The following is a 25,288-nucleotide window of genomic DNA, read 5'->3' as shown; positions in this document are numbered from 1 at the left end:
CGTCTCTTGATAATCATATTTTTAACAAAAAATCGTTGCGTAAAACGATTACTAACCTAATATAAATAGCAATGTTTAGGAGCGCATAATAATTTTTGTGTAATAATGTTGCGTGCCAACTTGTATTTTTAAAGTATACATACCTGCGGCATGTTGCTGAAGGTTGAGTGTAGTTTTGTTATGATTTAATGTTTGTTCATGAACTTTTCTACCAACAGCATCAAAAACCTCAACCGTATAATAAGCACCTTCTAACCCTCTGAAATCGATGTTAAAGATACCTTGGTTAGGATTAGGATAAACCCAATATCCTATATCTTGGACAAATTCGACCGTTCTAACATTACTATAACTAACAAAATCATTGATGTCTGTAATTTCTAGACGGTAATAATTTTGACCGTTCATAGGATTTTTGTCCAAGAAACGATAGGAGGTTGGTTGATTCAAACTGATTAATGAACCAATTTTTTCCCAGTGAACACCATCTGAACTGCGTTGAATGTCAAAGAAACGGTTGTCTTTTTCAGATTCAATTTCCCAAGACAATAAGACTTCTTGATTAGACGTAGGTTGTACCTCAAAATGTAAGAATTTATTGTTTAATAGTACGGTATTATTAACAGGGAATAAAATGCTAAAATCATTAATTCCTGCAAAAGAACAGTGATTGTTACCTGCTGTATTGTCTGCCGTAGTAGCGGGCGAAAAAGTTTGAGGCCAGGCTCCAAAAGCTCTAGAAGGGCGTTTGTACAAGGTGAATTCAGTTAATAAATTAGTTGTAACATTACCATCAGCATATCTAAACAATGGAATAGCTGCCAAAGCTGTATTCACAGAACCAAAATTATTGACGACCCAATATCCTGTTTCAAAGGGAGCATTGGCTGGTGCTGCAACTGGATTTTCAGTAAGAACATGAGTAACGACAACTTCACCATTAGGATGGGTACTTGGAAAGTTAATCTCCAAGTTAGTACCTGTAAAAATAACATTACCATTTGTTGTAACAGATTGAGTATTAGAAATACCACCACCAACATGCACTTCGGAAGGTAAATAAGCTGTTGGATTCACTTGTGCTGTGCTATGGCTAATTCCTAGCGCATCTCGAACGCCCAAATTAGTACCGACAACCTTATCTCTATCAAATTGATAATATACAGCTAGATGAGGTTCAGTACCATCTAAGGATCGATGCATTGCTTCTCGAATTTCTGTTTGTGTTCTAGCAACTTTCCAAATTCGGACTTCATCCATTTTTCCATTAAAGAAATCAGATAAAGCAACACTAGCATCTCCCGAATGGGTACCTATATTATGAATACCACCTGCATCTGCTTCCGTAGAAGTTGTAGAACCGACTAAAATTCCATTGATATACAAGCGCATTTCATTGGTTAACGTGTCGTAAGTACCTGCTATGTGATGCCATTCAGAAGGGGTGATTGCTCCTGTTACGATAGCAGCGCCTTCTTGCTTGAAAAACTGAGCTTGTCCACCTGAAATATCTAGACCCGTTCCAGAAGTGCCAGTATAGTTGTGGTTTCCTAGGATGACTTGCCTAGTAGCCACATCGTCTGGATAAACCCAAGCCTCAAATGTATAAGAAATATCTTGCGTATTAGAAGCACCCAAAGGTGTTGTATCCATAGCAATGTAATCATCTACACCGTCAAAATCATACATGTTTCCTCGAACATTACTAAATAAGATAATGGAAACTTGAGCGGAGTCAGATGCTTTTATACAGGTAGGACCACAAGATACACGTCTATACCAGACCGCATCTAAACTGCTGTTAACAATTACTTTTAGAGTATCGCCAGAGACACCATTGGGATACACAGCAGCATTACTAGTTAACAAGTTCCAACCCGTTCCCGTATTGATTTCCCATCCATTGCCACAAGTTTCATTAATACTATTAACAATAAAATCTACCGTATCTCCAGCATTTCCTACTTGTGAAATAGGCTGTCTTGTAATCTGTATCAATTGAAGTGATGTTGTATCACTATTAAGTGTTCCACAAGGACTGTTGATAGCACAATAATATTGATGATTGTTAATGCCTGTAGGGTTGGTAAAGGTAAGGGTAGGAGAAGTTGCACCACTATAAATACCACCATCAATAAGAGCAGACCATGTTGTACCATTAAATTCAAACCATTGGAAACTACTGGCATTAGTTGCTGTGATAACTAAACTAAAATTATTGTTTTCACATTGGATCGTATTGGCTGCTAAATTTGTAGTGATGTTTGGAGCAGCTGTATTGATGGTTAGTGTGGCATTATTGGAAGTGGTATTGCAGGAACCATTGGCAACAACACAACGATATAAGAAACCATTCATGGGCGCATTGATTCCTGTAATGGTTAAGGTTGCAGAAGTTGCTCCACTGTAAATGCCACCATTGGTAATATTCACAAAGCCGCTTCCTTGGTCTTCTTGCCATTGGAAAGTAGTTGCAGTTGGTGCATTGATAGTAAACGTCTCGTTGTCCCCAACACAACCATCTTGGTTGCTAGGTTGTGTTGTAATTGTTGGAGTTGTATTAACGGTTAGTGTGGCACTATTGGAAGTAGTATTACAAGTTCCATTAGCAACAATACAACGATATAAGAAACCATTCATGGGCGCATTGATTCCTGTAATGGTCAAGGTTGCAGAAGTTGCTCCACTGTAAATGCCACCATTGGTAATATTCACAAAGCCGCTTCCTTGGTCTTCTTGCCATTGGAATGAGGTTGCAGCAGGCGCGTTGATGGTAAACGTTTCATTATCACCGATGCAGCCATCTTGGTTGGTAGGTTGTGTTGTAATAGAGGGGGCTGTATTGACGGTTAGTGTTGCATTATTGGAAGTTGCATTACAAGAACCATCGCTAACAAGACAGCGATACAAAAAGCCATTCATGGGCGCATTGATTCCTGTAATGGTTAAGGTTGCCAAAGTTGCCCCACTGTAAATACCACCATTGGTAATATTCGCAAAGCCACTTCCTTGATCTTCTTGCCATTGGAACGTAGTTGCAGCAGGCGCGTTGATGGTAAATGTTTCGTTATCACCAATACAACCATCTTGATTCGTAGGTTGTGTATTAATGGTTAACCCACCACCAATTGTCAACGCAGCATTGTTAGAAGTGATGGATTGGTCACAACCATTGCCAACGATACAGCGATACAAAAAGCCATTCATCGGAGCTGTCACCCCTGTTAGATTTAGAGTGGCAGAAGTAGCACCACTATAGACGCCACCATTGCTAATATCAACAAAACCACTTCCTTGGTTCTCTTGCCATTGGAAGGTTGTACCACCAGTAGCTACAATCGAAAAAGAAGCATTGGCTCCAGCACAAGCGTTGGTAGGATTGGGCTGTGTGGTAATGGTGGCAGCAGGGGAGATGAAAATACCATAGTCCTCTGATTCTCCTGTAAATAGATTATCACAAGGACCTGATAGATTAAATTGGTCATTAATAACTCTCATTCTAAGCAAGTCGCCTTCAACAGCATTGATAGGAATAACAACATTTTGAGTAAACGTTTGATAACCACTACCTGCTGTAGTAGAACCACTCAGAATGCTCTCGCCTGCAGAGAAAACGCCATCATCATTATAATCAATAAAACAATTATAAAAGCCATCTTGCCCGCCACTGTTACCTACTGTAATGGACAAAGAATAAGTTTGTCCTTCTGTTACACAGGTTGTTTGAGTACATGAAAAATCTTGTGGTCCATTGGTTGCAGGAGGAGTGCTGTTGTTGATATTGTTGAATGTTACATTAGAAAAAGAATAGCCAAAGAAACCCGTGTTCTGAATGCCAGGGGTACAGGCTGCTGTAGGAGATTCATAAATAGTAATATAACCTGTTTTGGTTTCTGTATTGCCAGTTCCACTCGCATTCGTAGCCACAAGTGTTACTGCATAGGTTCCTGCAGTATTGTATACCACGCTTGGATTTTGGGCAGTAGAGTTGGCAGGTGTACCTCCAGGAAACGTCCATGCCCAACTTGTTGGATTGTGTGTTGATAAATCATAAAATTGGATGGTGCTTCCCGTGCAACCAGCAACAGCAGTACTAGCACATTCAGTTGTGAAATCACTAACAGGGGGAGCTACAGGAGTACAACCCGCAGAGGTCAACAAGTCAGCACGACCACTCGTTAAGAAGGAGCGTGCTCGTGTTTTTTGACCAGCTGTAAATTCTGTTTGGCAATCATCACTAGAGTAATCCATAAAATTGTGAATGTGATTGTCTCTTAGCGTCCCACATAAATTATTCGTTCCTGTAAGGCAAGCGCCAGAACGTTCATGGGGAGGCGTGTCACAAACTCGATCGCCATCTGTGTTACAGTTAGTGTTAGTAGGACAGGCGGTGCCTCCTGCATCTCCTTGGAAGGTGTGAAACAACCCAAAAGCATGCCCTAATTCGTGAATTAAAGTAATGTTGTAATTGGTAAAACTTTTGACATTAAAACATCGAGCAGCAGTCGGATCAAAGCCCAAGGAATTATGCATAATCACGGTACCATCAACGGCAGCACTAGCTCCTGGGAAATAAGCAAAGCCCTGTGTCCCACCTCCTGCGTTATTGCCATCAATTTCACTCACAACCCAAATGTTGTAGTAGTCCGTGTTGGGCCATCGACTTAGTGCTTTGATGGTAGTTTCGTTGTTTGTACCTGTTGTTGTTAGTCCATTGGCAGCATAGTCACTAGTTCCAGAAGCGTCAACACGATTGACACCATTGGTTGGGTTGCCAGAAGGGTCTTGTGCCGCTAAACAAAACTCAATTTCCATATCTACTCCATTACTGTTATAAGGGGCAATACCTCGGTAAGCATCGTTTAAACTAGCCAAGGCGCTTAGGATTTGCTCATGAGAAATGTTGGTGCCTGTTCCTTCGGCTTCTCCCAAGTGCATGACATGGAAAACGACTGGAACTGTCAGCAATGGAGCTCTACCTGTAGAGGAAGGGTTGTTTCTGATTTCTTGTTCTACTCTTCGTTGTATATCCTCAAAGTTTTGACGGTATACAGGGTCGTTATTTAATAAACGTTGATGAATTTGGTCTGAGCCACATTTTTCTTGTTGATTATGCAAAGATGGGTTGGTATAAATACTGGCACTTTGACTTTTCAACGTGTGTTGAATAAACAAGAAAGTGGATAAAAATAAGAGAATTTGTTGAATTTGTTTCATAGAGATACGTTTAGGATGAATACAATTAAATCTATTAAGATACTGTTGTGCGACACAGTAATATAGAGTAAGAAGAAAAATAAAAGGTGTTTAATAAAAGGACGTTCTTACAATTATATTCAATAATTATTAGCAATATAGTTGATAATCATATTGATATGACTGATGTTTGGTGTATTGCGATAACATTCATTAAGTTATCTAATTAAATATTGTGTACAACTTAGGCATCTGAGTGATTCAGACGTATAATCTTGAGAAAACATTACAACATGAATAACATCCGCTAATGCTTTGCTAGCTACGAAACAACTACATGGCTTTAACGAGTTATTGTTTTATATCTAAAAGCTTATTTGTTTTCTTAATTTTTAGGTTCAAAAGTGTCTAAAACTAGACAAACGCTTAAGGGGAAATACGATGATTTTCAGTTTTTGTGGAGTAGAAGGACAAGGGATTTGAAATAGTTGTATGCTTCTACGCACTATTAACGTATTACTTAGATATTTATTGGGGAGGTGTATCAATTCCTTTATGTGTATTTTTAACAGATTATTACCTTTTTTAGGGAATAATAGTTAACAAACTATTAATTTATTGACCTTACAAAAGCTCTGTTACTACGTTGTGGTTTACTAAAATTTACCACCATTTTATTGATTCTTAATTAGAATTAACGGTTTAAAGTAAAGAAAAAAATACTTGTGAAGAGAATAATAATTGTAAAAAAAGAAAACAGGCAACCTTTTGTCAAAGATTGCCTGTTGTATAATGATTAAAAAAACTATCGAATTAAAGTCAAGTCACCTTTAAAAATCTCCGTAGAACCATCTACATAACGGACTCGAATGTAATAGACAAACACGCCTGTGTTCATCGGTTGTCCTAAGAAAGTTCCGTCCCATCCATAGGCAGGATAATTAGGGCGTCCATCTTTATGATGACAAAGGAGTTCCCCCCATCGATCAAAAATCATAAATTCTTCGATTTTGTCAACAGAACCAGAACTATAGAGCATAAATACTTCGTTGGTACGATCTCCATTCGGAGAGAATGCGTTTGGAACATAGACGCCTTTATCTTCATCAACTTCTATGAATACATCGGCTGTACTAATACAGCCCTCATCTCCTGTAATGGAGACAGTATATAGGGTAGAAGTAAATGGTTGTGCTGTTAATTGATAACAAGTATCGCAACTCAATCCAGTATTGGGCGTCCATGTTACAACAGGATTAGTTGGAGAATTAACAGGCATCTGAACAAATAGTGGTACTGTCTCTCCAAATTTGATACTCATATCGGCAGGAACTCGTAAAACAACAGAATCAGCAACAGCAACCGTTGCGCTTGTCGTAAAGATACAGCCACTAGCATCTGTGATTTCAACAGTATAGTTGCCAGCTCCTAAACCACTAAATGTGCCTGAATTTTGAACAATCCCTCCATTCAAAGAGAAGAAATAAGGAGGCGTTCCACCAGCAGCAGTTGCCACAATTTTCCCATCGGTGTCGCCAAAACAATCCAATTGGTCATCGCTAGCCGTGCCAGATAGTTGGGCAGGATCAGTGATTAACGTATTCAAAGAAGTAGAGCAACCATTTTGGTCTGTTACTGTAACAGCATAGGTTCCCGCACTTAGATTTCCTACCGTAGAACTGCTAGGATCAACTATTTGTATTCCATTGCTCCAACTAAAAATATAAGGACCAGTTCCATTTTGAGCTTCTATGGTTAGCATTCCGTTGTTGCCATTTTTACAATCTGCATTACTAATTTGCGTGAAAGTAGCCTGTAGTTCATCGGGTTGATACAAGAAAAATGATTCAACATGAGTACATCCATTGGCATCAGTTATGGTACAATAAAACGTGAAATTGGCAGCAATACCGCTAATAGAATTACTAGCACTGGGGCTATTGGACCAAGTGTAGGTTAAAGGAGGCGTCCCACCAGTAGCACTAACAGCAGCCGTTCCATCGTTGGCTCCAAAACAACTAATATCAGTACTCGTAGAAGTCACTAAAATAGGATTGGGATGATTGATGAACACAGAATCTAAGATGGTACAACCTTTGGAATCTGTTACCAAAAGCGTATTCCACCCATACGTTAAATAGGTTGGAATGCTATCATTGTAAGTAGAGGTATTGTTCCATTGGAAATAATAAGGTGTTGTACCTCCAGAAACTAGGGGAGTAGCAGAACCATTTTGATTAACATTGCAATCAATATCTATAATATTCGTAAAGGTTAACCCTAGTGGAGAAGGTTGGGTAACAATTTCTTGGAACGTAGCCGTACAACCACTATTATCGGTAACCGTTACAGTATACAAACCAGCAATTAGATTAGAAGCTGTACTAGTCGTTTGACCATTTGACCAAAGATAGGTGTATGGCGCTGTACCTCCACCAATTTGAATACTTGCTGTTCCGTTATTACCACCGTGGCAATTAATGGGAGTTGTAGAGCTATTGATTAGATACATAGTTGTTGGTTCTGTTATAACAATAGAAGCACTTGCTTGACAACCATTCATATCCGTTAGGGTAGCAGTGTGCATACCAACCGCAAGGTTGTTATTAATAGCAGTGCTTGTTCCATCATCCCATAAAAAGCTAAACGTAGGTGTGCCCGAAATTGGAATAATTTCAGCGGCTGCATCTTGACCACCTGCACAAGAAACATGATTAATTAGGTTGATCGCTACGTTGGTTGGCGCAGGTTCTGTTAAACTTACTTGAGCAGTATCAGAACAGCCATTGGCATCTGTTATCTGCACAAAATAGGTATGTGGTCCCAAGCCTGTAGCGGTAGCAGTCGTTTGCCCATCAGGCCAAAGGTATGAAAATGGAGCTGTTCCTCCGATTGGCAGAGCCGTTGCCATTCCATCATTGGCACCCACACAACTGATATCAACACCATTATAGTTAGAACTAACACTTACAGTTGCCTGTAATAGACCAGGAGCAGTGATGGTTATACTAGCACTATCCATACAGCCATTGTTATCGGTAATTGTTACGGCATAATTGCCAACACCTAGCCCTGTTGCAATTGAATCGGTTTGCCCATCAGACCATAAATAGCTGTAAGGGCTAGTTCCTCCCGTTGTGCTAGCAGTTAATTCCGCATCGGTTGCTCCAAAGCAACTAATTGGAGAACCATTATAGTTAGAACTAATACTTATGGTTGCTGCAATAGAACTAGGTTCTGAAACAGTAATACTTGCTGTAACGCTACAAGCATTGGCATCACTTACCGTTACGGTATAAGCTCCAGTCGGCAAGTTGGTTGCAGCTGAACTGCTTTGCCCATCAGACCACAAATAAGTATAAGGAGCAGTGCCTCCTGTTGCTGTAACAGTTGCACTACCACTACTATCTCCAAAACAAATTGCTGGAACAGCTGTAATGGTAGCGTGCAGTTCGGTTGGTTGGAAAATATTCACATCATCTGTGACCGTACAACCGTTGTTATCTGTAATGGTAACACTATGTATACCAAAGTCTAGGTTATTGACAGAGGAAGAAGTTGCTCCGTTATCCCATACAAAGTTATAAGTAGGAACTCCTCCAGAAACTACGACCGTGGCTTGCCCATCTGAAGCCCCAAAACAACTTGCATTTTGAACGGCGATAAATGTGTCAGAAAGGGCAGGCGGAGCAGTCAATGAATCGGTGTGCATGGTCCAACAACCATTAATATCTGTTACTGTAACAGCATAAGTGCCTCTAGAAAGTCCGACGGCAGTAGTGCTGGTTTGCCCTCCTGACCAGACATAACTATAGGCACCAGTTCCACCTGTTGCACTCACTATCGCTGTTCCATCGTTGGCATCGTGACAACTAACATTATACCCATTGTAGTTGGAGGTGATGTTAGTTGTGATAACAATTTGTGGTGGATGCATGAGTGTAACACTGTCTAGGGCTGTACAACCTTGTGCATCTGTGACGGTTACGGGGTAAGTGCTAGCCTGTAAGCCTGTGATGGTATCGGTTGTTTCGCCATTAAACCATTGATAACTATATCCAGGAACTCCCCCAGAAGCACTAATCATGGCAATTCCATCGTTTCCATCGGCACAAGAAATTTGTTGCCCATTGTATGGGGTAAAAATAGTAGTATGGGTAATAATAGGAGAAGGACTATGAATGGAATCCTCAATAGTAGCGGAACATCCATTGGCATCCGTGACAGTGGCTTGATAAACCCCTTGGCCTAAGTTATGATTAGAAACGGAGTGGTTGCCATTGCTCCAAGCATACGAATAAGGGGCTGTGCCTCCACTGACAGTAAGCGTAATACTACCATCGTTACTATCAAAACAGTTGGCATCATTCACCAAGCTTGCAATTTGAATAGAATCGGTTTCGCTCAAGGTAATTGCCATGGCAGCTGAACAGCCATCTATATCTTCAACAGTTACTTGATAAACACCTGCACAAAGCCCTGTTGCCAAAGCCGTAGTTTGATTGTTCGGGTCATTCCATGTGAAGTTGTAAGGGCTACTACTGTTCCCGCCCGATGCGGATACAACAATAGAACCATCACAATGACCAAAGCAACTAGGGCTTGTTTGATTGATAACACTTAGGTTCAACGAAGTATTAGCAGGAATTAGTATGCTAGTATCAATGCTGCATCCATTAGCATCTGTTACCGTAACTTGGTTAAAGTTGGGGCATAGATTGTTAGGGGTAGGGCTAGTATTCCCATTCGACCATAGGTAGGTATAAGGGGCTTGCCCGCCGCTTACTGTAACCGTTGCTGTCCCATCACAACCTGTCGAAGAACAATTGGAAGCAGTTGTGTTTTGTATCCTAATAACTAAAGGATTAGGTTCTAGAATTACAACCGAAGTACTTGTTGTGCAATTGTTGCTGTCGGTAACGGTTACTGTATGAGAACCTGCAAGGAGTTGTACTGCTGTTTGATTGGTTTCTCCATTATCCCATAAATAACTATAAGGAGTCGTCCCTCCAGTAGGGGTTGCTGTTGCTTGACCATCGGCAAGACCTGTGCAACTAACGGGTTGAATAGGAGCTGCCAAGGTTGTTAAGGGAGCAGGTTCTGCCAAATTAATCGTTTCTACAACAAAGCAGCCACTATTATCGGTGACGGTGGCGGTATAACTTCCTGCACATAGGCTAGAAAGGGCATTGGTCGTATTTCCTGTATTCCAAGCGAATGTGTGTGGTGTACCTGTTGTCGGAACAACAATGCTAATCGCCCCATTACAATCGCCATTACAAGTAATCATTTGGTCTATTGTTGGTGTTACTGCAAATGAGTTGGAATTGGCAATCGTAACAGCTAAAGTAGCAGAGCAATTGTTGGCATCTGTCACCGTAACGGTATTGGTTCCTGCACAAAGGGCTGTTGGAGTTGCGGTAGTTTCTCCATTGGGCCAAAGGTAAGTAAAGTTTCCACCACCACCACTGGCTGTAATGGTAGCGGTTGCATCGCAAGCCCCACAACTAGCTATGGTTTGAGCGTTTAGAACAACGTTAATGCCTGCTGGTTCGCTAATGGTAACAGGAATTGTAATGGTACAATTATTACTATCTCGAATTACAACGGTATAATTATTTGCCGTAAGATTTAAGAATGTTCCATTATTACTAAAGTTAATACCATCAAGAGAGTAACGATAAGGAGCCAAGCCAGAACCTGCTGTCGCTTGAACAATAATTTCACCATCATTATTACCAAAACAACTAACGTTAGAAGAGGCAATTAACGTTCCCGTTAATGCGCTTGGTTCAGTAATCACAATAGTTATAGAGTCTTGGCAATTATTGGCATCTTCTACCAAAATACCGTAATCTCCTGCTGGTAAATTATTAAATGTGTTGCTAGAACTGCTTATTAATAAGCCGACATTATCATATAAACTGTATGTGTAAATTGGCGTGCCGTTGGTTGCTAGTACTTGAACAGAACCAGTCGAATCACCGTTACAATTGATGTTGGTTTGATTGGCAATAGATGCTGTTACGCTTGTTGGTTGTGTAATGAGGATGCTTAAGGTATCCGAACAGCTATTATCATCTGTCACCGTTACTCGGTAAGCACCTGCACACAGTCCAGTAGCTTGGGCGGTTGTTTGCCCATTGGACCATAGGTAACTATAATTGCCTACCACAGAGCCACCAGTAGTAGAAACAAAAGCAGCACCATCACAGACTCCATTGCAGGATGCTGTTGTCATCGAATCTACTTGTATGGTCATCGGATTTGGTGTGCTGATAGTTACATTTGCTGTATCAAAACAAAGGTTGTCATCATAAACCGTAACGGTATAATTTCCAACACATAAACCAGTTGCTGTTGCTGTTGTTTGATTTCCTGCGGCGGCATCCCATAAATAAGTATAGGAAGTGGCAACACTTCCTCCAATAGCCACAACAGAGGCTTGTCCATTGCAATCGCCACTACAACTTACATCAATTGTATTAGCAATAGAAGCAGTTAGTAATAAGCCGTTATCAACAACAACACTAGCAGTATCAAAACAGCCGTTTACACCTGTAACCGTAACAAAATAAGTTCCCGCTGCCAACCCTGTAATTGTAGAATCGGTACGACCATTGCTCCAGTTAAAGGTATATGGAGCAACGCCGCCTAAAGTAACTGCTGATGCGGTACCATCATTAAGTCCAGAACAACTTAGAGGCGTTGATACTGGATTTAGGACAGGGTCCGTGGTAGTGGTAATCATAATTTCTCCCACATTATCACCTCCCAAACTACCAAATCCACCATCTAATTGAATGACATAAGGCGTATTAGGAGATAACCCAGTATAGGTTTGAGACCAGTTAAAAGGTTGAACGTCACAACTTGTAAAGGTTTGGCAATCGACAAGCGTATCGGGGTTATTGTCGCAGGGGGTCGCATCTTGGAATAGAGAGATATTAAATCCATCGGTTGGTGTAATACCCAAAATACAATTCCCATTAGAAACAGCATTGATGATACTGAGCGTTACGTCGCTGCCATTACAATCCGAAACAAAGTAATAATACACTGAATTTTCGGGATTGTCACCTTCTGAACATTCAAAATATCCAGGGGCACCACCCGAAACATTTTCCCCATTTGCACCAGCTGTATTAAAGCAATAAGGAACATTGGGCAGCATCGGTATTGCCAAGGCATCCAAACAGTCATCAAACCCACAACCTTCCGAAATACACAATTCATAGTCTTCTTCATCATCGTCTCCGTCTTCATTGAATACTTGGAGCCAAACGGTAGAGCCTGGAGTAGCTGCAACCTGAAAGGATACATCGCTACTCAAACCTCCTTGATCGCAATCAATAGGCGTCAGGTTGCCACAGGTGCCCGTATAAGCTACAACGGTTAATTCAGAAAAATCGCCTAAAATACCACCACCAACATTATCGTCATTGCCTTCAATGACTGCATTGCCAGAGGCTGGCATGGTAAATTGATACCAAGTGTCACCGCAGTTTCCTCCGCATCCTTGTGCGAAAGCAGGGTTATAAGTAATGGTTGGTAAACCATAGTTTAATTGGGAGAACGTTCCATTGGCATTTAAGCAAGATTCAGATTGCACGGTTAGTGTAATAGCGCTATCGCAGGCATTATTAGCTGGTTCAGGATCACCTGCTACTCCTGTGCCATAACTTGGGTGCATATCTTCAATAGATATGTTGAACGTACCCTCGATGACCAACCCAGAGCCATCGACTTGGATGAAGTAAACATTTCCAGGAACCAAGCAAGTTGCCTCTATGTTTTCCGTAATCAGAGCTGTTGGCCAAGTAGAACTTTCTATTTGTGATAATGCCCCCGTACAACTATTGTTAGACGAAGAAAATAGTCTGACTTCTGGATCCATTCCAAGAAATAGGTTGGTTGAGGTAACATCAATTTCAACACGCCCAGAAGGTGGTGCTGTAAATTGATACCAAACGGTATGAGTGGCATAGCTACCAACACCAGGTTCGCCTAGTTCTATGTTGGCGCAAACATTGGATTCACTATTGAGTGTTTGTGTTGTATTGGGAATTCCAAAATTATAGGCATTACAAATGTCATTATTATAAGGGAAATTGCTTGTACCTCCGTCATCTCGAATCTCAAGGGTGAACCAACCGTCTTCATCGCCAAAAGCACCATTGGAGCCGTCTACTTGTAAGAAATACAAACGGCCAGGTTCTAAACAATCTACGCTCAATGATTCATCTTTGTTAAAAATATCGTAATCACTGTCTACTTCTAAAAATGGACCAGAGCAAGTGTTGTTAGGAGAATAGTACAATGCCAATTGTAAATCAATTTCGTCCCCTATGTTGTTTGGGTCGTTTTGGGCATCAATGGTTACATTACCAGAAGCGGGAGCTGTAAAGGTAAACCAGACGGTTTTATCAACACTAAATGCAGAAGGGGTAGGTTCGCCAGGTTCGGTATTTGAACAAAGATTGGTATAATCAATATTGTTATTAATAGAACCTCCATTGGGAACAACGCCTAGAGGTTCAGCATTACAAATAATATTATAAGGAGGGCGATAACCAGCTCCATCGTCTTGTACTTCTATTTGAAAATAGCCTTCCAAGTTCAGTGCAGAACCGTCTACTTGTACCCAATATCGTCGTCCTGGATATAGGCAGGTGACACTCACATCAGCATCAAAACTGAATAGTGGGTCTGCATCGCCATTTTCTAATAACGTCATATTTCCGGTACAAGTACCATTGCTAGACTCATAAACAGCTAATTGTAAATCAACGGTATTACCAACACCAGCAGGATCAGATTCTACAGAAATGGTAACATTGGCAGTTGTGTTAGCGCCGGGATGATTGGGGGCGACAAAAGAAAACCAAACCGTCTGTTCAATACTAAATGGATTGGGTTCGCCTGATTCTACGTCTGCACAGAAGTTATAATAATTATTACCATTGTTAATTGAACCACCAATAGGCACGACACCTAAGTTTTCATGTTGGCAAATTAAATCGTTGGTAGGAATAGGAACGGCTGTTGCCGCAGAAATACTAATGTCAAAGTATCCTTGAACATCCAAGAAAGAGCCATCAACCATGACATAATAGGTTTTTCCTGCTTCCAAACAGGGGACATTCAAGCTCTCGTTGAATAAATCTAAGAGCGAATAACCACTTTCAACCTCTGTTAGAGTACCTGTACAAAGGTTATTACTAGATTCAAAAACAGCTAACTGCAAATCAATGGCATCCTGATTGCCAAACGGCCAAGGCAAACTAGAAGTCGTATTAATATCAACCGCATAAGGACCTCCTGTTGCAGGAGTTGTAAATGAGTACCAGACGGTTTGATCTGTTCCAAAAGCAGAAGGTGTTGGGTCGCCCAAATCGTCGGCACAAAGGTTGTGTTGATTGGTAATGCCAACAGTTCCTGCAAAAGGATTGCCTAGTGCAATAGCATTACAGATAGAATCATTGGGCGCAACAGGAATAGAAGGGATTTCAGTAATGGTAATGTCAAAGTAGCCTTCGTGACCTTCTAGTAAAACAGGTGGAGAACCATCAACTTGGATGTAATATATTTCACCAGGTTTTAAGCAGTAAACATCTAAATCAACGTCGTATAATAAATCATCGCCACTCACAAATTCTCTCCAAGGACCTGTACAGCCTGGCGTTTCCCAAACAGCAATCTGCAAATTGATAGGATCTGTTCCTCCAATAATAGGGTCAGAATTCATGTTAATATTAACGTTTCCTGTGGAAGGAGCGACAAAGGTGTACCAGACAGTTTGGTCAGCAGTAAAACCAGATGGTTGAGGTTCGCCTGTGGCTGTAGCGCAGAAGTTGTTTTGAGAACCATGGTTAGTGATAGGGCTAGTACCAACAGAGCCTCCTGTTGGGTCTCCTAATGCCAAAGCATTACAAGGATCATCGTATGGTGATGCCAAATCCCTAGGATCTCCATAAACCTCAATGTCAAAGATACCTACTTGCAAATCAGGGTCAATTAAAGACCCTTCCCCGTCTACTAATATCCAGTATTCTCGACCAGGAATTAGACATTCAACTTCCATGTCTTCGTCCCAGAGAATTCCAATTCCTTCGTGTTCTGACTTTATTTCAGTTGGAACTCCTGTACAAACCGCACCTGTTAAATCATAGACCGCTACTTGTAGGTCAATATTATCGCTGCTAAAAGGACCTCCATTATCCAAACGAATTTCTACTTTGCCAGAGGGCGGAGCAATAAACGTATACCAAACCCCTTGGTCATTTCCCCAGTTGGCAGGAATGGGTTCAAAGATATTATCTGCACAGTAGTTGTTTTGATCGATCAAGCCTACTGTACCTCCTGGAGCAGGCTGCCCCAGAGGAATGGCGTCACAAATTAAATCATTGGGAGCTGGAAATATTCCTCCATCTGTTATCGTCAAATCAAAGATTCCATCTACATTAAGAGGGGAACCATCGACCATTACCCAATAGTTTTCACCAGGTGTTAAGCACTTGACATCCATCGATTCGCCAAACAAACCTGGGGTATAATCAGAGGCAATAAAATCTAGTACCCCTGTACACGTTCCTGTACTAGTTCCATAGACTGCTAATTGTAAGTCGATAGGGTCGTTGGACAGAGGGAGTAAGGGGTCACTATCTGCATCTATAATCACATGCCCAGAGGGGGGGGCTTGAAAACGAAACCATACAGTTTGGTCCGAAGCCCAAGCACCAGGGTTGGGGTCGTTGGTATTGGTCGCACAAACATTGGAGCGACTTAAATTAGGAGTGGCTACCGATCCTCCATTGGGGACGGCACCCAGAAATTCGGCGTCACAAATTTCATCTCCTGCCTGTAAGATTCCTCCATCTACCACTTGCAACCCAAAGAATCCTTCTTGACCTCCTGTATTGATAACGTTGGTTCGTTCTCCATCTACTAATATAAAGTATGTTGTATTTGGAGACAGACAATTGACAGTCATGTCTTCATCGTTTAACAGACCTAAGCCTTGGTATTCTTCATCAATTAAGTTTAATGTTCCTGTACAGGTTCCATTGCTAGACTCATAAAGTGCTAATTGCAAATCAATATCGTCTCCAAAGTTTTGTGGATCACTTTCGGCTTGAATATCAATTACAGCAGAGGGGAAGGCACCAGTTGTGAATTGAAACCAAACCCCTTGATCGTTGTCTCCACCCCAAGGATTGGGTTCGCCTATATTATCTGCACAGTAATTTCCATAATTACTCAAACCGCTATTACCAAGTGTTGTGTTAGAATTAAGTGTTCCTAAATTAATGGCATTACAGACAGTATTGTAAGCACTACCAGGCAGATTAAAACTTCCTGTTGCTGTAATGGTAAAATTGACATTTGCTGTACTTGATCCTCCTACCGCAAGGCTATAAGTAATGGCATTTCCTGGAGTTGGGGTAGCAAAATTTTGGCAAATTTGTTCCAAACAACTTTGACTAACCACACAGGCTGCGCCATCATCTTCAAATGCTCGAAGGCAAACTTGCAAATTGGCAGGATAGTTATTCGGGCAATTGAATGTTTCGTTGTATTGCGTATTGGGTGGATTGGTAAAACAAATTCCTCTTCTAGGATAAGTGGTATAGCCTTGACCTGCAACCTCTACGCGCCAATGTGGTTCTGGAGCCCCTCCAAAAAAGCCATCAGTACAGGTCGTGGTGGAATTTCCACTGTTGATTCTCACCGTCAGAGTGACTTGTGAACATAAAGTTGTGCTAAAACACAATAATAAAGGACATAGAAGGAAGGTCAATAGTACTTTCATAACAAATGTTCTAACAAAATTGCAGCAATGCAATGTTGAAGGTGGAAATTGATTGATACGAGATACTCATTTTTTGAAATGAGTGCTCTTATTTTTTTCGGATTTAGGAACTAGCGAATATACTAAAATAAAACGAAATATTTTAGGATTCATTGCAGTGTAAAGCTTAGAGGGACATTAATTTAACTGTCTGGTTGGTTTTATAGAGAAGAAGAACAAGAGGAGAGGAATGATGATGATGGGTGTTGGAATTGAAAAGAGCAGATGCAAAAAATGCATCTGCTCTAAAACAGCAATAGAGTTGCTTTTATTTTTATAAAAGAATCGTTATGGTAGCGACTAGTTAATATTCACATTTAATGGACCAACCCAGTTTGTGGGAGTTCCATCCTTGCAAATTGTTCGAACATAAAAATCGTAATCTTTGTTTCGAGTTAGCGGACCATAAAACACAGTCACACTTCTTGCTGTGCTTGTCACGGTTTCTATATTTCCAGAAGTAGGAGCATATCCATTACTAACTAAATTAAGTTCGTAATCGGTATTGCCTCCATTATCTTCCCAAGTACATTCTGCCCCAAATGGTCGGGAAAGGCTATCTCTAACAATCGAAAATGATAAATTGGATGGTGGCATGCAAATATTGAAATTTTCAGAGGCATAATGTGTGAATGGTCCAGCCCAATCGCTCCAACCTAATGTATTGTTACAATAACCTCGGACATAAAAATCATAGACTTTTCCTTGCTCTAATACCATGTCTCTACAATTCATATTATTGGTTGTAATTTTTTCTCCTGCACTTGCGGACGTTCCTGCAATTCCATAACTCACTTCGTAATAAGAAGAACTTGTATTATTATTATAATTATTCCAAACAAACCCAGAGTTGCCAACAAAAGTTAGACCATGTGGAGCTTCACAAAAATCCCCAAAGTTGATTAAAACAGGATTAGACCAGTATATAACAGATAAGTCATTGAGTGTAGCAGAAACATTAAATGTATAGATACCACCTGATCGAATAGACAACTCACTTATTGTTTTGGTAATGGTGCTGGTTTCTGTTGTTGTAAAGTCTCCAAAATGGCTTGAACTAGCATTAGAATTGCTATACGTTATTTCATAGTATTGAACATCTTGACCTGTAGCCGAAAAATTAAATACAAGATCATTGTTTGATTTTGTAACTGAAAAAGAGGCAATTTGAGTGCCAGTAGGTTTCTCTTCTTGGCAAGAGGTTAGATAGAATATTCCCAAAAGAAAAAGGCAGATGTACTGGGGTGAGCAATGCATAAGTATGTTGATTTTTTTTATAAAAAGAGTTGTAAAATAACGATTTATTAGTGCTAAGCAATCGTTCAAAGAAAGTTATCTTTTTAGAGCAGGCATTGGAATATACGTATTGTCGTCAGGAACCATTGGAAACTCTTTGTTTTCCCAATCTTTTTGAGCCTCTTTTAAGCGAGTTTTGCTATGAGAAACAAAATTCCAAAGCAGATAATGTTCCTCAGGCAACGGAGCCCCGCCAAACAGCAAAAGTTGCGTTTGAGCGTCCAAGCAAATTTCGCAAGCTTCATTGGTTTTGCTAATGAGCATTTGCCCTGCTTCAACTCGTTCTTCTTGATCGCTAATAGAGCCTTTGACAATAACAAAAGCAACTTCCCCTTTTAATTGATTTTTCAGCGAAATGGTTGTCGCTTTTTCAGCGTAGATGTCAACCATAAATAGGGGCGAATAACCTTGTAAGGGAGCTGATTTACCGAAGGCATTTCCCGCTACTAGTTTGAATCGAACACCATTCTCTGTCCAAGTTGGAATTTCTGAACTTGGATAATAATCAAATCTTGGTTCCATTTCTTCCTTTTCCTTGGGAAGTGCTAGCCAAATTTGATAGCCGTGCATGGTAAATGTTTCTTCTTGTCGTTTGTGTTGAGGTGTCCGTTCTGTGTGGGTAACCCCACATCCCGCTGTCATAAAACCAACATCGCCTGGAGTGATAATCTGAATACTGCCGATGCTATCTCGATGCTCTATTTCTCCCTCAAAAAGATAGGTTAGGGTACTTAACCCAATGTGCGGATGTTGATCTACATCTAAGTACTGACCATTTCCTAATTCTGCTGGTCCTATGTGATCTATGAATGTGAATGGACCCACTTGTCTTTTTTTGCGAAAAGGCAATAACCTTCCGACCATAAAGTTTCCTAAATCAGTCTGTCTTTCGTTTACTAGTAATTTGTTATTAGCCATATTCGTTATTTTATGAAAAGTCCATTGTTTGTACTATCTACAAATATAAATAATTTTACGTTTTTAGTAGGAAGATAATTCTCTGGTTTTGACTTTACTTTAGAGAGGCTTATACCAAAATGATACTTTTTAGGGAGGTCTTATTATTAGAATGTGACTTTGCTTGCTTTTTTGAGATCTTGGATTGACGAAATAAAATTATCCCCCCAAAAAAATGCCATTGATACTAAGGTGTTTGTGGTGATAGGCTACTTTTTATTAATTATAGCCTCAACAATTGCGACAGTATTCTAGTTTATAGATGGAAATAGAAATAGATTCGCAATAAATTAAGTAATCGTTCAGAAAAAATTATATAAAAATAAGTCTATTTTTTAGCTATATTTTTTCTGCCCACTTGCTTATCAAGAAAAAAATAGGAATGAAAAACAAAGCAGCAAACCCCATTAAGTTTACTTGTGGTGCCAGTATGAAGAACAGATTTATGTTGGCTCCAATGACCAACACACAGAGCCATGAAGATGGGCAACTTTCTAAAGAAGAATTAAATTGGCTAAAAATGAGAGCAGAGGGACAATTTGGTTTGGTAATGACCTGTGCTACCCATGTTCAAGAAATAGGAAAAGGGTTCCCTGGGCAATTAGGACTCTTTTCTGATGAGCATATAGAGGGGCATAAAAAATTAACGCGTGCGATTAAGGAAAATGGCAGCTTGATTGTTAGTCAATTACATCATGCGGGAATGCGTTCTCCAATGGATTTGCTTCAAGATAAGCCCGTTTGCCCCTCTGATAATGAGAAACACAATGCACGTGAGCTTTCTTTAGAAGAGGTGAAACAACTTCGAGATGATTTTATTCAAGCAGCAATTCGAGCAAAAGAAAGCGGATATGATGGTGTGGAAATTCATGGAGCACATGGATATATTTTAACCCAATTTTTGAGTGCTGCAATCAATCATCGGACAGATGAGTATGGAGGAAGTTTGGAAAATAGAGCGCGCATTTTGTTGGAAATAGTTGATGGTGTTCGAACGACTTGTGGTTCTGATTTTTTATTGGGAGTGCGCTTATCGCCCGAACGATTTGGAATGGACTTAAGAGAGGTTACAACCATTTGTCAGCAGTTGATTGATGGTGGAAAGATTGACTTTTTAGATGTTTCTTTGTGGGATTCCTTCAAAGAGCCAGAGGAGGAGCAATACAAAGGAAAATCTTTATTGACTTATTTTACAGAACTTGACCGTAAAAATGTTTTGCTGACTGTTGCAGGAGGAATAAAAAGTGCTCAGGATGTTAGAGAGGTTTTAGATGCAGGAGTCGATTTTGTGACGATTGGACATTCTGCAATATTGCATCATGATTTTCCGAAAAAAGTGATGGAAAATGATAATTTTGAACCTACACCAACTCCTGTCTCCAAAGATTATCTTCGAAAAGAAGGATTGGGAGAAGATTTTATCGAATACATGACTCGATGGTCGGGGTTTGTAAAACAATAGTAGCAGCGTAGCTAACTACTATAAAAGAAACGTCCGAAAAAGTTTAAGATGCTGAAAACTAAAAGGATAATCTAGCATAAATTAGTATTGTGTTATAAAAAAGGAGTCGTCAATTGAAAATCAATTGGCGACTTTTAGGTTGATGCCAAAGGATCATTTTTAGAATGAGAATAGTTTACTAAGAAAATGTATTAACTTAATAGCAAGTACCGTATGAGTGTTAATAAGACCCCTTTTTTAAATTGAAATCATTATTTAATATGAGAATAGGATTAACTGCTTTATTACTGTGTTTGGGATGTTTGTTGCAAGCGCAAAATGAATTTTCAAGTAAGCAATATCAATTTATTGCTTATGATAAGATTCCGACTTGGAAAGGAGTTGCTACTAATTGGAATGAATCTTTAAAAAAAGTGTATTTATTTGATGTAGAACAGTACAAAGGGCATGGTAATTTTGTTTGTTATGGTTTGAAAACAGGACTTCGATTTAATCAGTTTAAAGAATTGGTACGTCATCCTGACAAGAGAGTTTATTTGCCTATTTTTTTGTACGATTTACGGACAATGCCCATTCAAAAAGATGGGCAAGTATATACTTGGGCGGTGCGGTTAGAGGATTATAGTTATACCGATAGTCGTTGGTCTATGGAACGTACTTTTGTAGAGTTGATGGAAGTGGTAGAACGATATATCAAACAGCAAGTTCCTGAAGTAGGAAAGGGAATTGCTATTTTAGCAAGCCCAAGTGCTTCCTTACCTAATTTAACAATTCGAGAAGGGATCGAAAAGGCGGGATATGTTACCATGACATTGGGTGAATTGATTAAAAGAGCCTCTAAAAAAGAAGCTAAAGAAAAGACAAAAATTGCTCCTAAACAAGATGGATATTGGTCGGCTAATGTCTTAAATGAGGGGGTGGCAGTTGGTTATTTACGGTTTGTAAAGGAAGGAGAGGAAACACAAGTCCAAAGCGATTTTAAAAATATTTTGCTTTATCAGCAAATTCCTTATCGAGTACCGATTGCAAATGGAATACTTACTTTGGCGCCTCAAACACCTTTTTCGCACATCAACCTTTTAGCCAAAAACCGAGGAACAGCAAATGCTTATTTAACGCAACAGTTACCAAGTGATTTTCGAGCAAAATATGAGAATAAGTTGGTGAAAATTATTTGCAAGAAAGAGAAAGGAAAAAACATTCTAACAATAGAACCTATTTCTGAACAAGCGGCTCAGTTGCATTGGTCGAGTCAACGAAAATTGAAGATTGATTTACCAAAACCAGATGTATCTGTTCGTGCTTTTTCACATTTTACGACAGGAGATAGATCGGTGCAAACGGTTACTTGTATAGGGGCAAAAGCAAGTAATTATGCTTTGTTGTATCATGAATTACCCAACTATACTCGACCTGGTTTTGCAATTCCTTTTTACTTTTATTTTCAAACGATACAAGCTTGTGGGGCAGATCAACTGATTCAAACACTGCTAAAACAGAAACACCAATGGACAAAAGAACGTTTGCACAAGCAGTTGGAAACTATTAGAAATGCAATAATGGGAGCTACTTTGAAGGAGCAAGTTTTTAAGGAACTAGAGATTATCTGTAAGCAATATTACAAAGGCAAAAAAATCCGCTTGCGTAGTTCGACCAATTGTGAAGATTTGCCAGAATTTAATGGGGCTGGATTGTATGTTTCCAAAGGTTTTTGGGAGGGGAGCGAACGAACTGTTATACAGCAAAAAATATTGGAAGTCTATGCGTCTTTGTGGTTGGTTCGTGCGTTTGAAGAACGTGATTTTTTTGGAATTGATCATAGTAAAGCCGCAATGGGAATCTTGATCAACGAAGCTTTTCCTGATGAATATGCCAATGGAGTGGCATTGACATTGCCCAACCCTACAGGAACGCCAAGTATTCATATTAACACACAATATGGTGAACAATCTGTTACAAATCCTGAAGGTAAAGCCGTGCCAGAGGTAATTTATTTTCGGCAGTTGAATAGCAAATGGTATGTCACAGAGTCCAAGTCGTCTATACACAATATTTTTGTTGAAAATGCGGCACTGACACCCCTTGTTCGTCAATTGCAAAGTGCTTGTGCAACATTGGATACCTTGCTGAAAAAAGAGCTTGAACACCCTGTACATTATGGAGTGGATGTAGAATTTAAAATTATGAAAGAAGAAAATAAATTTCGATTGTACCTAAAACAAGCGCGTCTGTTGAATGTAAATTTGCCTGAGTAAGTATACTTCTATACTTCCAGAAGTAGTGTAAGAGGAGGAACAGCTATATTTTAGCCATTAACAGACTTTAGGTAAAAACCAATCGCAATAAAACCGCCAAAAATTAATACTCCTGCTGCTAGTGGTCCCCAAATGCTATTGGTATCATAAACTTTGTGCTCTTTTAAATGATAATTCCAAAAAGGACCAATTAACAATAGACTGCTAAAGGCGTTAAGCAGAGGATATAGAATAGGAAAAGGGATTGAAGATAGTATTGGGTAAATTTTAGAAATGACAAACCCATTGACGATTGCGATGGATAAAATGGTAGGAAAAATCAGGTGCTTTTTGTTGACTACCTGTAAATTGGATATATATACAAAAGCTCCAAATAAAGAACCGAAGAATGTGGATAAAAATAAAATAGATGCTTTGGAAAAAAAGGAAGGGATTTCTCTTTGATCGTCAATAACTTTCATGGATGTAATTTTAGAATGTTTTACTGTTTAGTGGCAGAAATTTGGTGAATGTAAAAATAGTCGCTAATAACAGGATCAATATATATAGCCTTATTTGTCTGTAAATCAATGATAACATTATAGTCGTGATTTTTAAAAAAGGAACTACTAAAAAATCTATGTAAATCCATCCCCAAAAAATCTATTTTTCCAACAAGATGTTGAGCTTTATACTTTGCTTGAAGTTGTTGATCTTGAAAAATGAAATTGACAATAGAGTTAAACAAAGCAGCATAGATCAATTGCAGAATAAGAAAACATCATTTTGAACAAACAGGTTCTAAAAAGGAATGTTAGAATGAGTAGCATGCTTACTATCTTGAATCGTCTGTACGAGTTTTTCATAAGCCATTATACCTTCCAAATCCCATTCTTAAACAGCTGAAACCATTTTTCAATTGTAGCAAGGTCATATAATTCTAATTGCAAGAATATTTCTTTGGCAAATTCGATTGGAGCAATCCCATTAGCAGTTATAATATGGCGACTAGAAGTAGCTAGCGCATCAGTATAATTGACAGCACCAGTATATTGAGGAGCAATACTTTGCAAATAATGAAGGGCATTGCTAGTGTGTTTGATTTGATTGAGAAGACCGAGTTTGCCTAAGTAGGTTGTTGCAGCACAGATAGCAGCAATACTTTTTTTGTTTTCGACTAAGGATTTGACCAGCGTTTCTATTTCATTATTTTTATTGCGCTCCCATGCACTCCCGCCAGGAAGTACCAATAAATCAACTTCTTGTGGATCAATTTGTTCCAATGAAATATTAGGCATCACCTGTAATCCTCCCATAGATGAGACAGCTTGTCCTGTACTTGAGAAATAAATAAGTTCAATCGACGGACTTTTTTTGATTTCAGGAGAAAGAAAAGCAATTTCCCAGTCTGAAAATCCGTCAAAGAGAAAGATAAATACTTTTTTATGCATAAAATCATTTTGAGTACTTTTAACTAAGGTAGCGCACAGTACTAGATTAATAATGTTTGGTTTCGAAATGAGAATGGTTTTTATAGCGAATTACCAATTGTCATTTCTTATAGCCTAAAAAATAACCTCTAGCAATTGCTAGAGGCTAAGGTATTAATTGATTATTGAAGTTTTATATTTTGGTATAAAAATATATTGAAGTATCGACTGTTAGAGTATTAATAGATTCTAAAAGTTAATGTAGTTGTGAGCCCCTAGGACAGTTACTTTCATGCCTTTAGGAACAAAAATTTGATATTCTAACACTTCTTCTAACACTTCTCCTTTGATGCTTACTTGGTGTGCTATTCTAGGCATTTGAATTTTCATGACACCATCAATAGTTTCAGAAGAAATAGCATAGCGCCCTAGGCTTACCAAACGCATCAGAACCTGATCACTAAAATTATTGACTTCTATGTTGCTCATGACACGTACATAATCTTCATCCCATTCGTTGACCAAAACACGACCAACCATATCAACGACTAGTTCTTTTGAATCGGTGTCAAAAGATTTGATTAAAGCTTTTTGTCCTTGTGAAAAAGATATAGGGAGGAGTACTATATTTAAAATTAAAGTAAAAATTATATGCTTCATAATTACTATTTTTTGAAGGTGAGATAATAGTACGTTGTCATTGATTATTATCCTGTATCGGATGTATTCTCTTGCAACATATTTTGATTAAAATTTTTAATTATTAAGGATTAAAACTTGTATTGATAAAACAAATAATTGGATTAAAAAGTTGGTTTTATTACTCCTAGAATTGCTAAATATTAGTTAAAATTCACGACTG

9 protein-coding genes are annotated in these 25,288 nt (G+C 39.2%); 2 read left to right on the top strand and 7 right to left on the bottom strand.

Annotated features, from left to right (window positions below; all coding sequences use genetic code 11):
- Positions 1-75: 75 nt before the first annotated feature.
- The 4 genes from QP953_RS18935 to QP953_RS18920 all read right to left on the bottom strand — a co-directional run bounded on the left by QP953_RS18935 (position 76) and on the right by QP953_RS18920 (position 19,261).
- Positions 76-5,217, bottom strand: coding sequence for a LamG-like jellyroll fold domain-containing protein (locus QP953_RS18935; protein ID WP_309552395.1), 5,142 nt, complete (start codon positions 5,215-5,217; stop codon positions 76-78).
- Positions 5,218-6,001: 784 nt separating this feature from the next.
- Complete coding sequence (locus tag QP953_RS18930) at positions 6,002-17,008, bottom strand: T9SS type B sorting domain-containing protein (RefSeq protein WP_309552394.1); 11,007 nt, start codon at positions 17,006-17,008, stop codon at positions 6,002-6,004.
- 339 nt (positions 17,009-17,347) lie between these two features.
- Positions 17,348-18,304 (bottom strand): hypothetical protein, encoded by a 957-nt coding sequence (locus QP953_RS18925; protein ID WP_052599368.1) that lies wholly within the window; start codon positions 18,302-18,304, stop codon positions 17,348-17,350.
- Positions 18,305-18,379: 75 nt separating this feature from the next.
- Entirely contained in the window at positions 18,380-19,261 is an 882-nt protein-coding gene (locus QP953_RS18920) for a pirin family protein (protein WP_309552393.1), read from the bottom strand.
- Between the two features lie 421 nt (positions 19,262-19,682).
- On the opposite strand from QP953_RS18920, the gene QP953_RS18915 reads away from it, so the two are divergent.
- Both QP953_RS18915 and QP953_RS18910 read left to right on the top strand, forming a co-directional pair.
- Positions 19,683-20,762, top strand: coding sequence for an NADH:flavin oxidoreductase (locus QP953_RS18915; RefSeq protein ID WP_309552391.1), 1,080 nt, complete (start codon positions 19,683-19,685; stop codon positions 20,760-20,762).
- 260 nt (positions 20,763-21,022) lie between these two features.
- Complete coding sequence (locus tag QP953_RS18910) at positions 21,023-23,017, top strand: PEP/pyruvate-binding domain-containing protein (protein WP_309552388.1); 1,995 nt, start codon at positions 21,023-21,025, stop codon at positions 23,015-23,017.
- Positions 23,018-23,067: 50 nt separating this feature from the next.
- Here the strand turns inward: QP953_RS18910 and QP953_RS18905 are convergent, their stop codons facing one another.
- The 3 genes from QP953_RS18905 to QP953_RS18895 all read right to left on the bottom strand — a co-directional run bounded on the left by QP953_RS18905 (position 23,068) and on the right by QP953_RS18895 (position 25,086).
- The gene (locus tag QP953_RS18905; protein WP_052599372.1) at positions 23,068-23,478 is read right to left on the bottom strand and encodes a hypothetical protein; all 411 of its coding nucleotides are present in this window, start codon (positions 23,476-23,478) and stop codon (positions 23,068-23,070) included.
- 390 nt (positions 23,479-23,868) lie between these two features.
- Positions 23,869-24,447: a DJ-1/PfpI family protein gene (locus tag QP953_RS18900; RefSeq protein WP_309552387.1), complete on the bottom strand. Its 579-nt coding sequence runs from the start codon at positions 24,445-24,447 to the stop codon at positions 23,869-23,871.
- 228 nt (positions 24,448-24,675) lie between these two features.
- Complete coding sequence (locus QP953_RS18895) at positions 24,676-25,086, bottom strand: hypothetical protein (RefSeq protein ID WP_309552385.1); 411 nt, start codon at positions 25,084-25,086, stop codon at positions 24,676-24,678.
- Positions 25,087-25,288 lie beyond the last annotated feature (202 nt).

The organism is Aureispira sp. CCB-E, assembly GCF_031326345.1.
Classification (GTDB): domain Bacteria; phylum Bacteroidota; class Bacteroidia; order Chitinophagales; family Saprospiraceae; genus Aureispira.
This window is presented reverse-complemented; position numbering and strand designations above follow the sequence as displayed.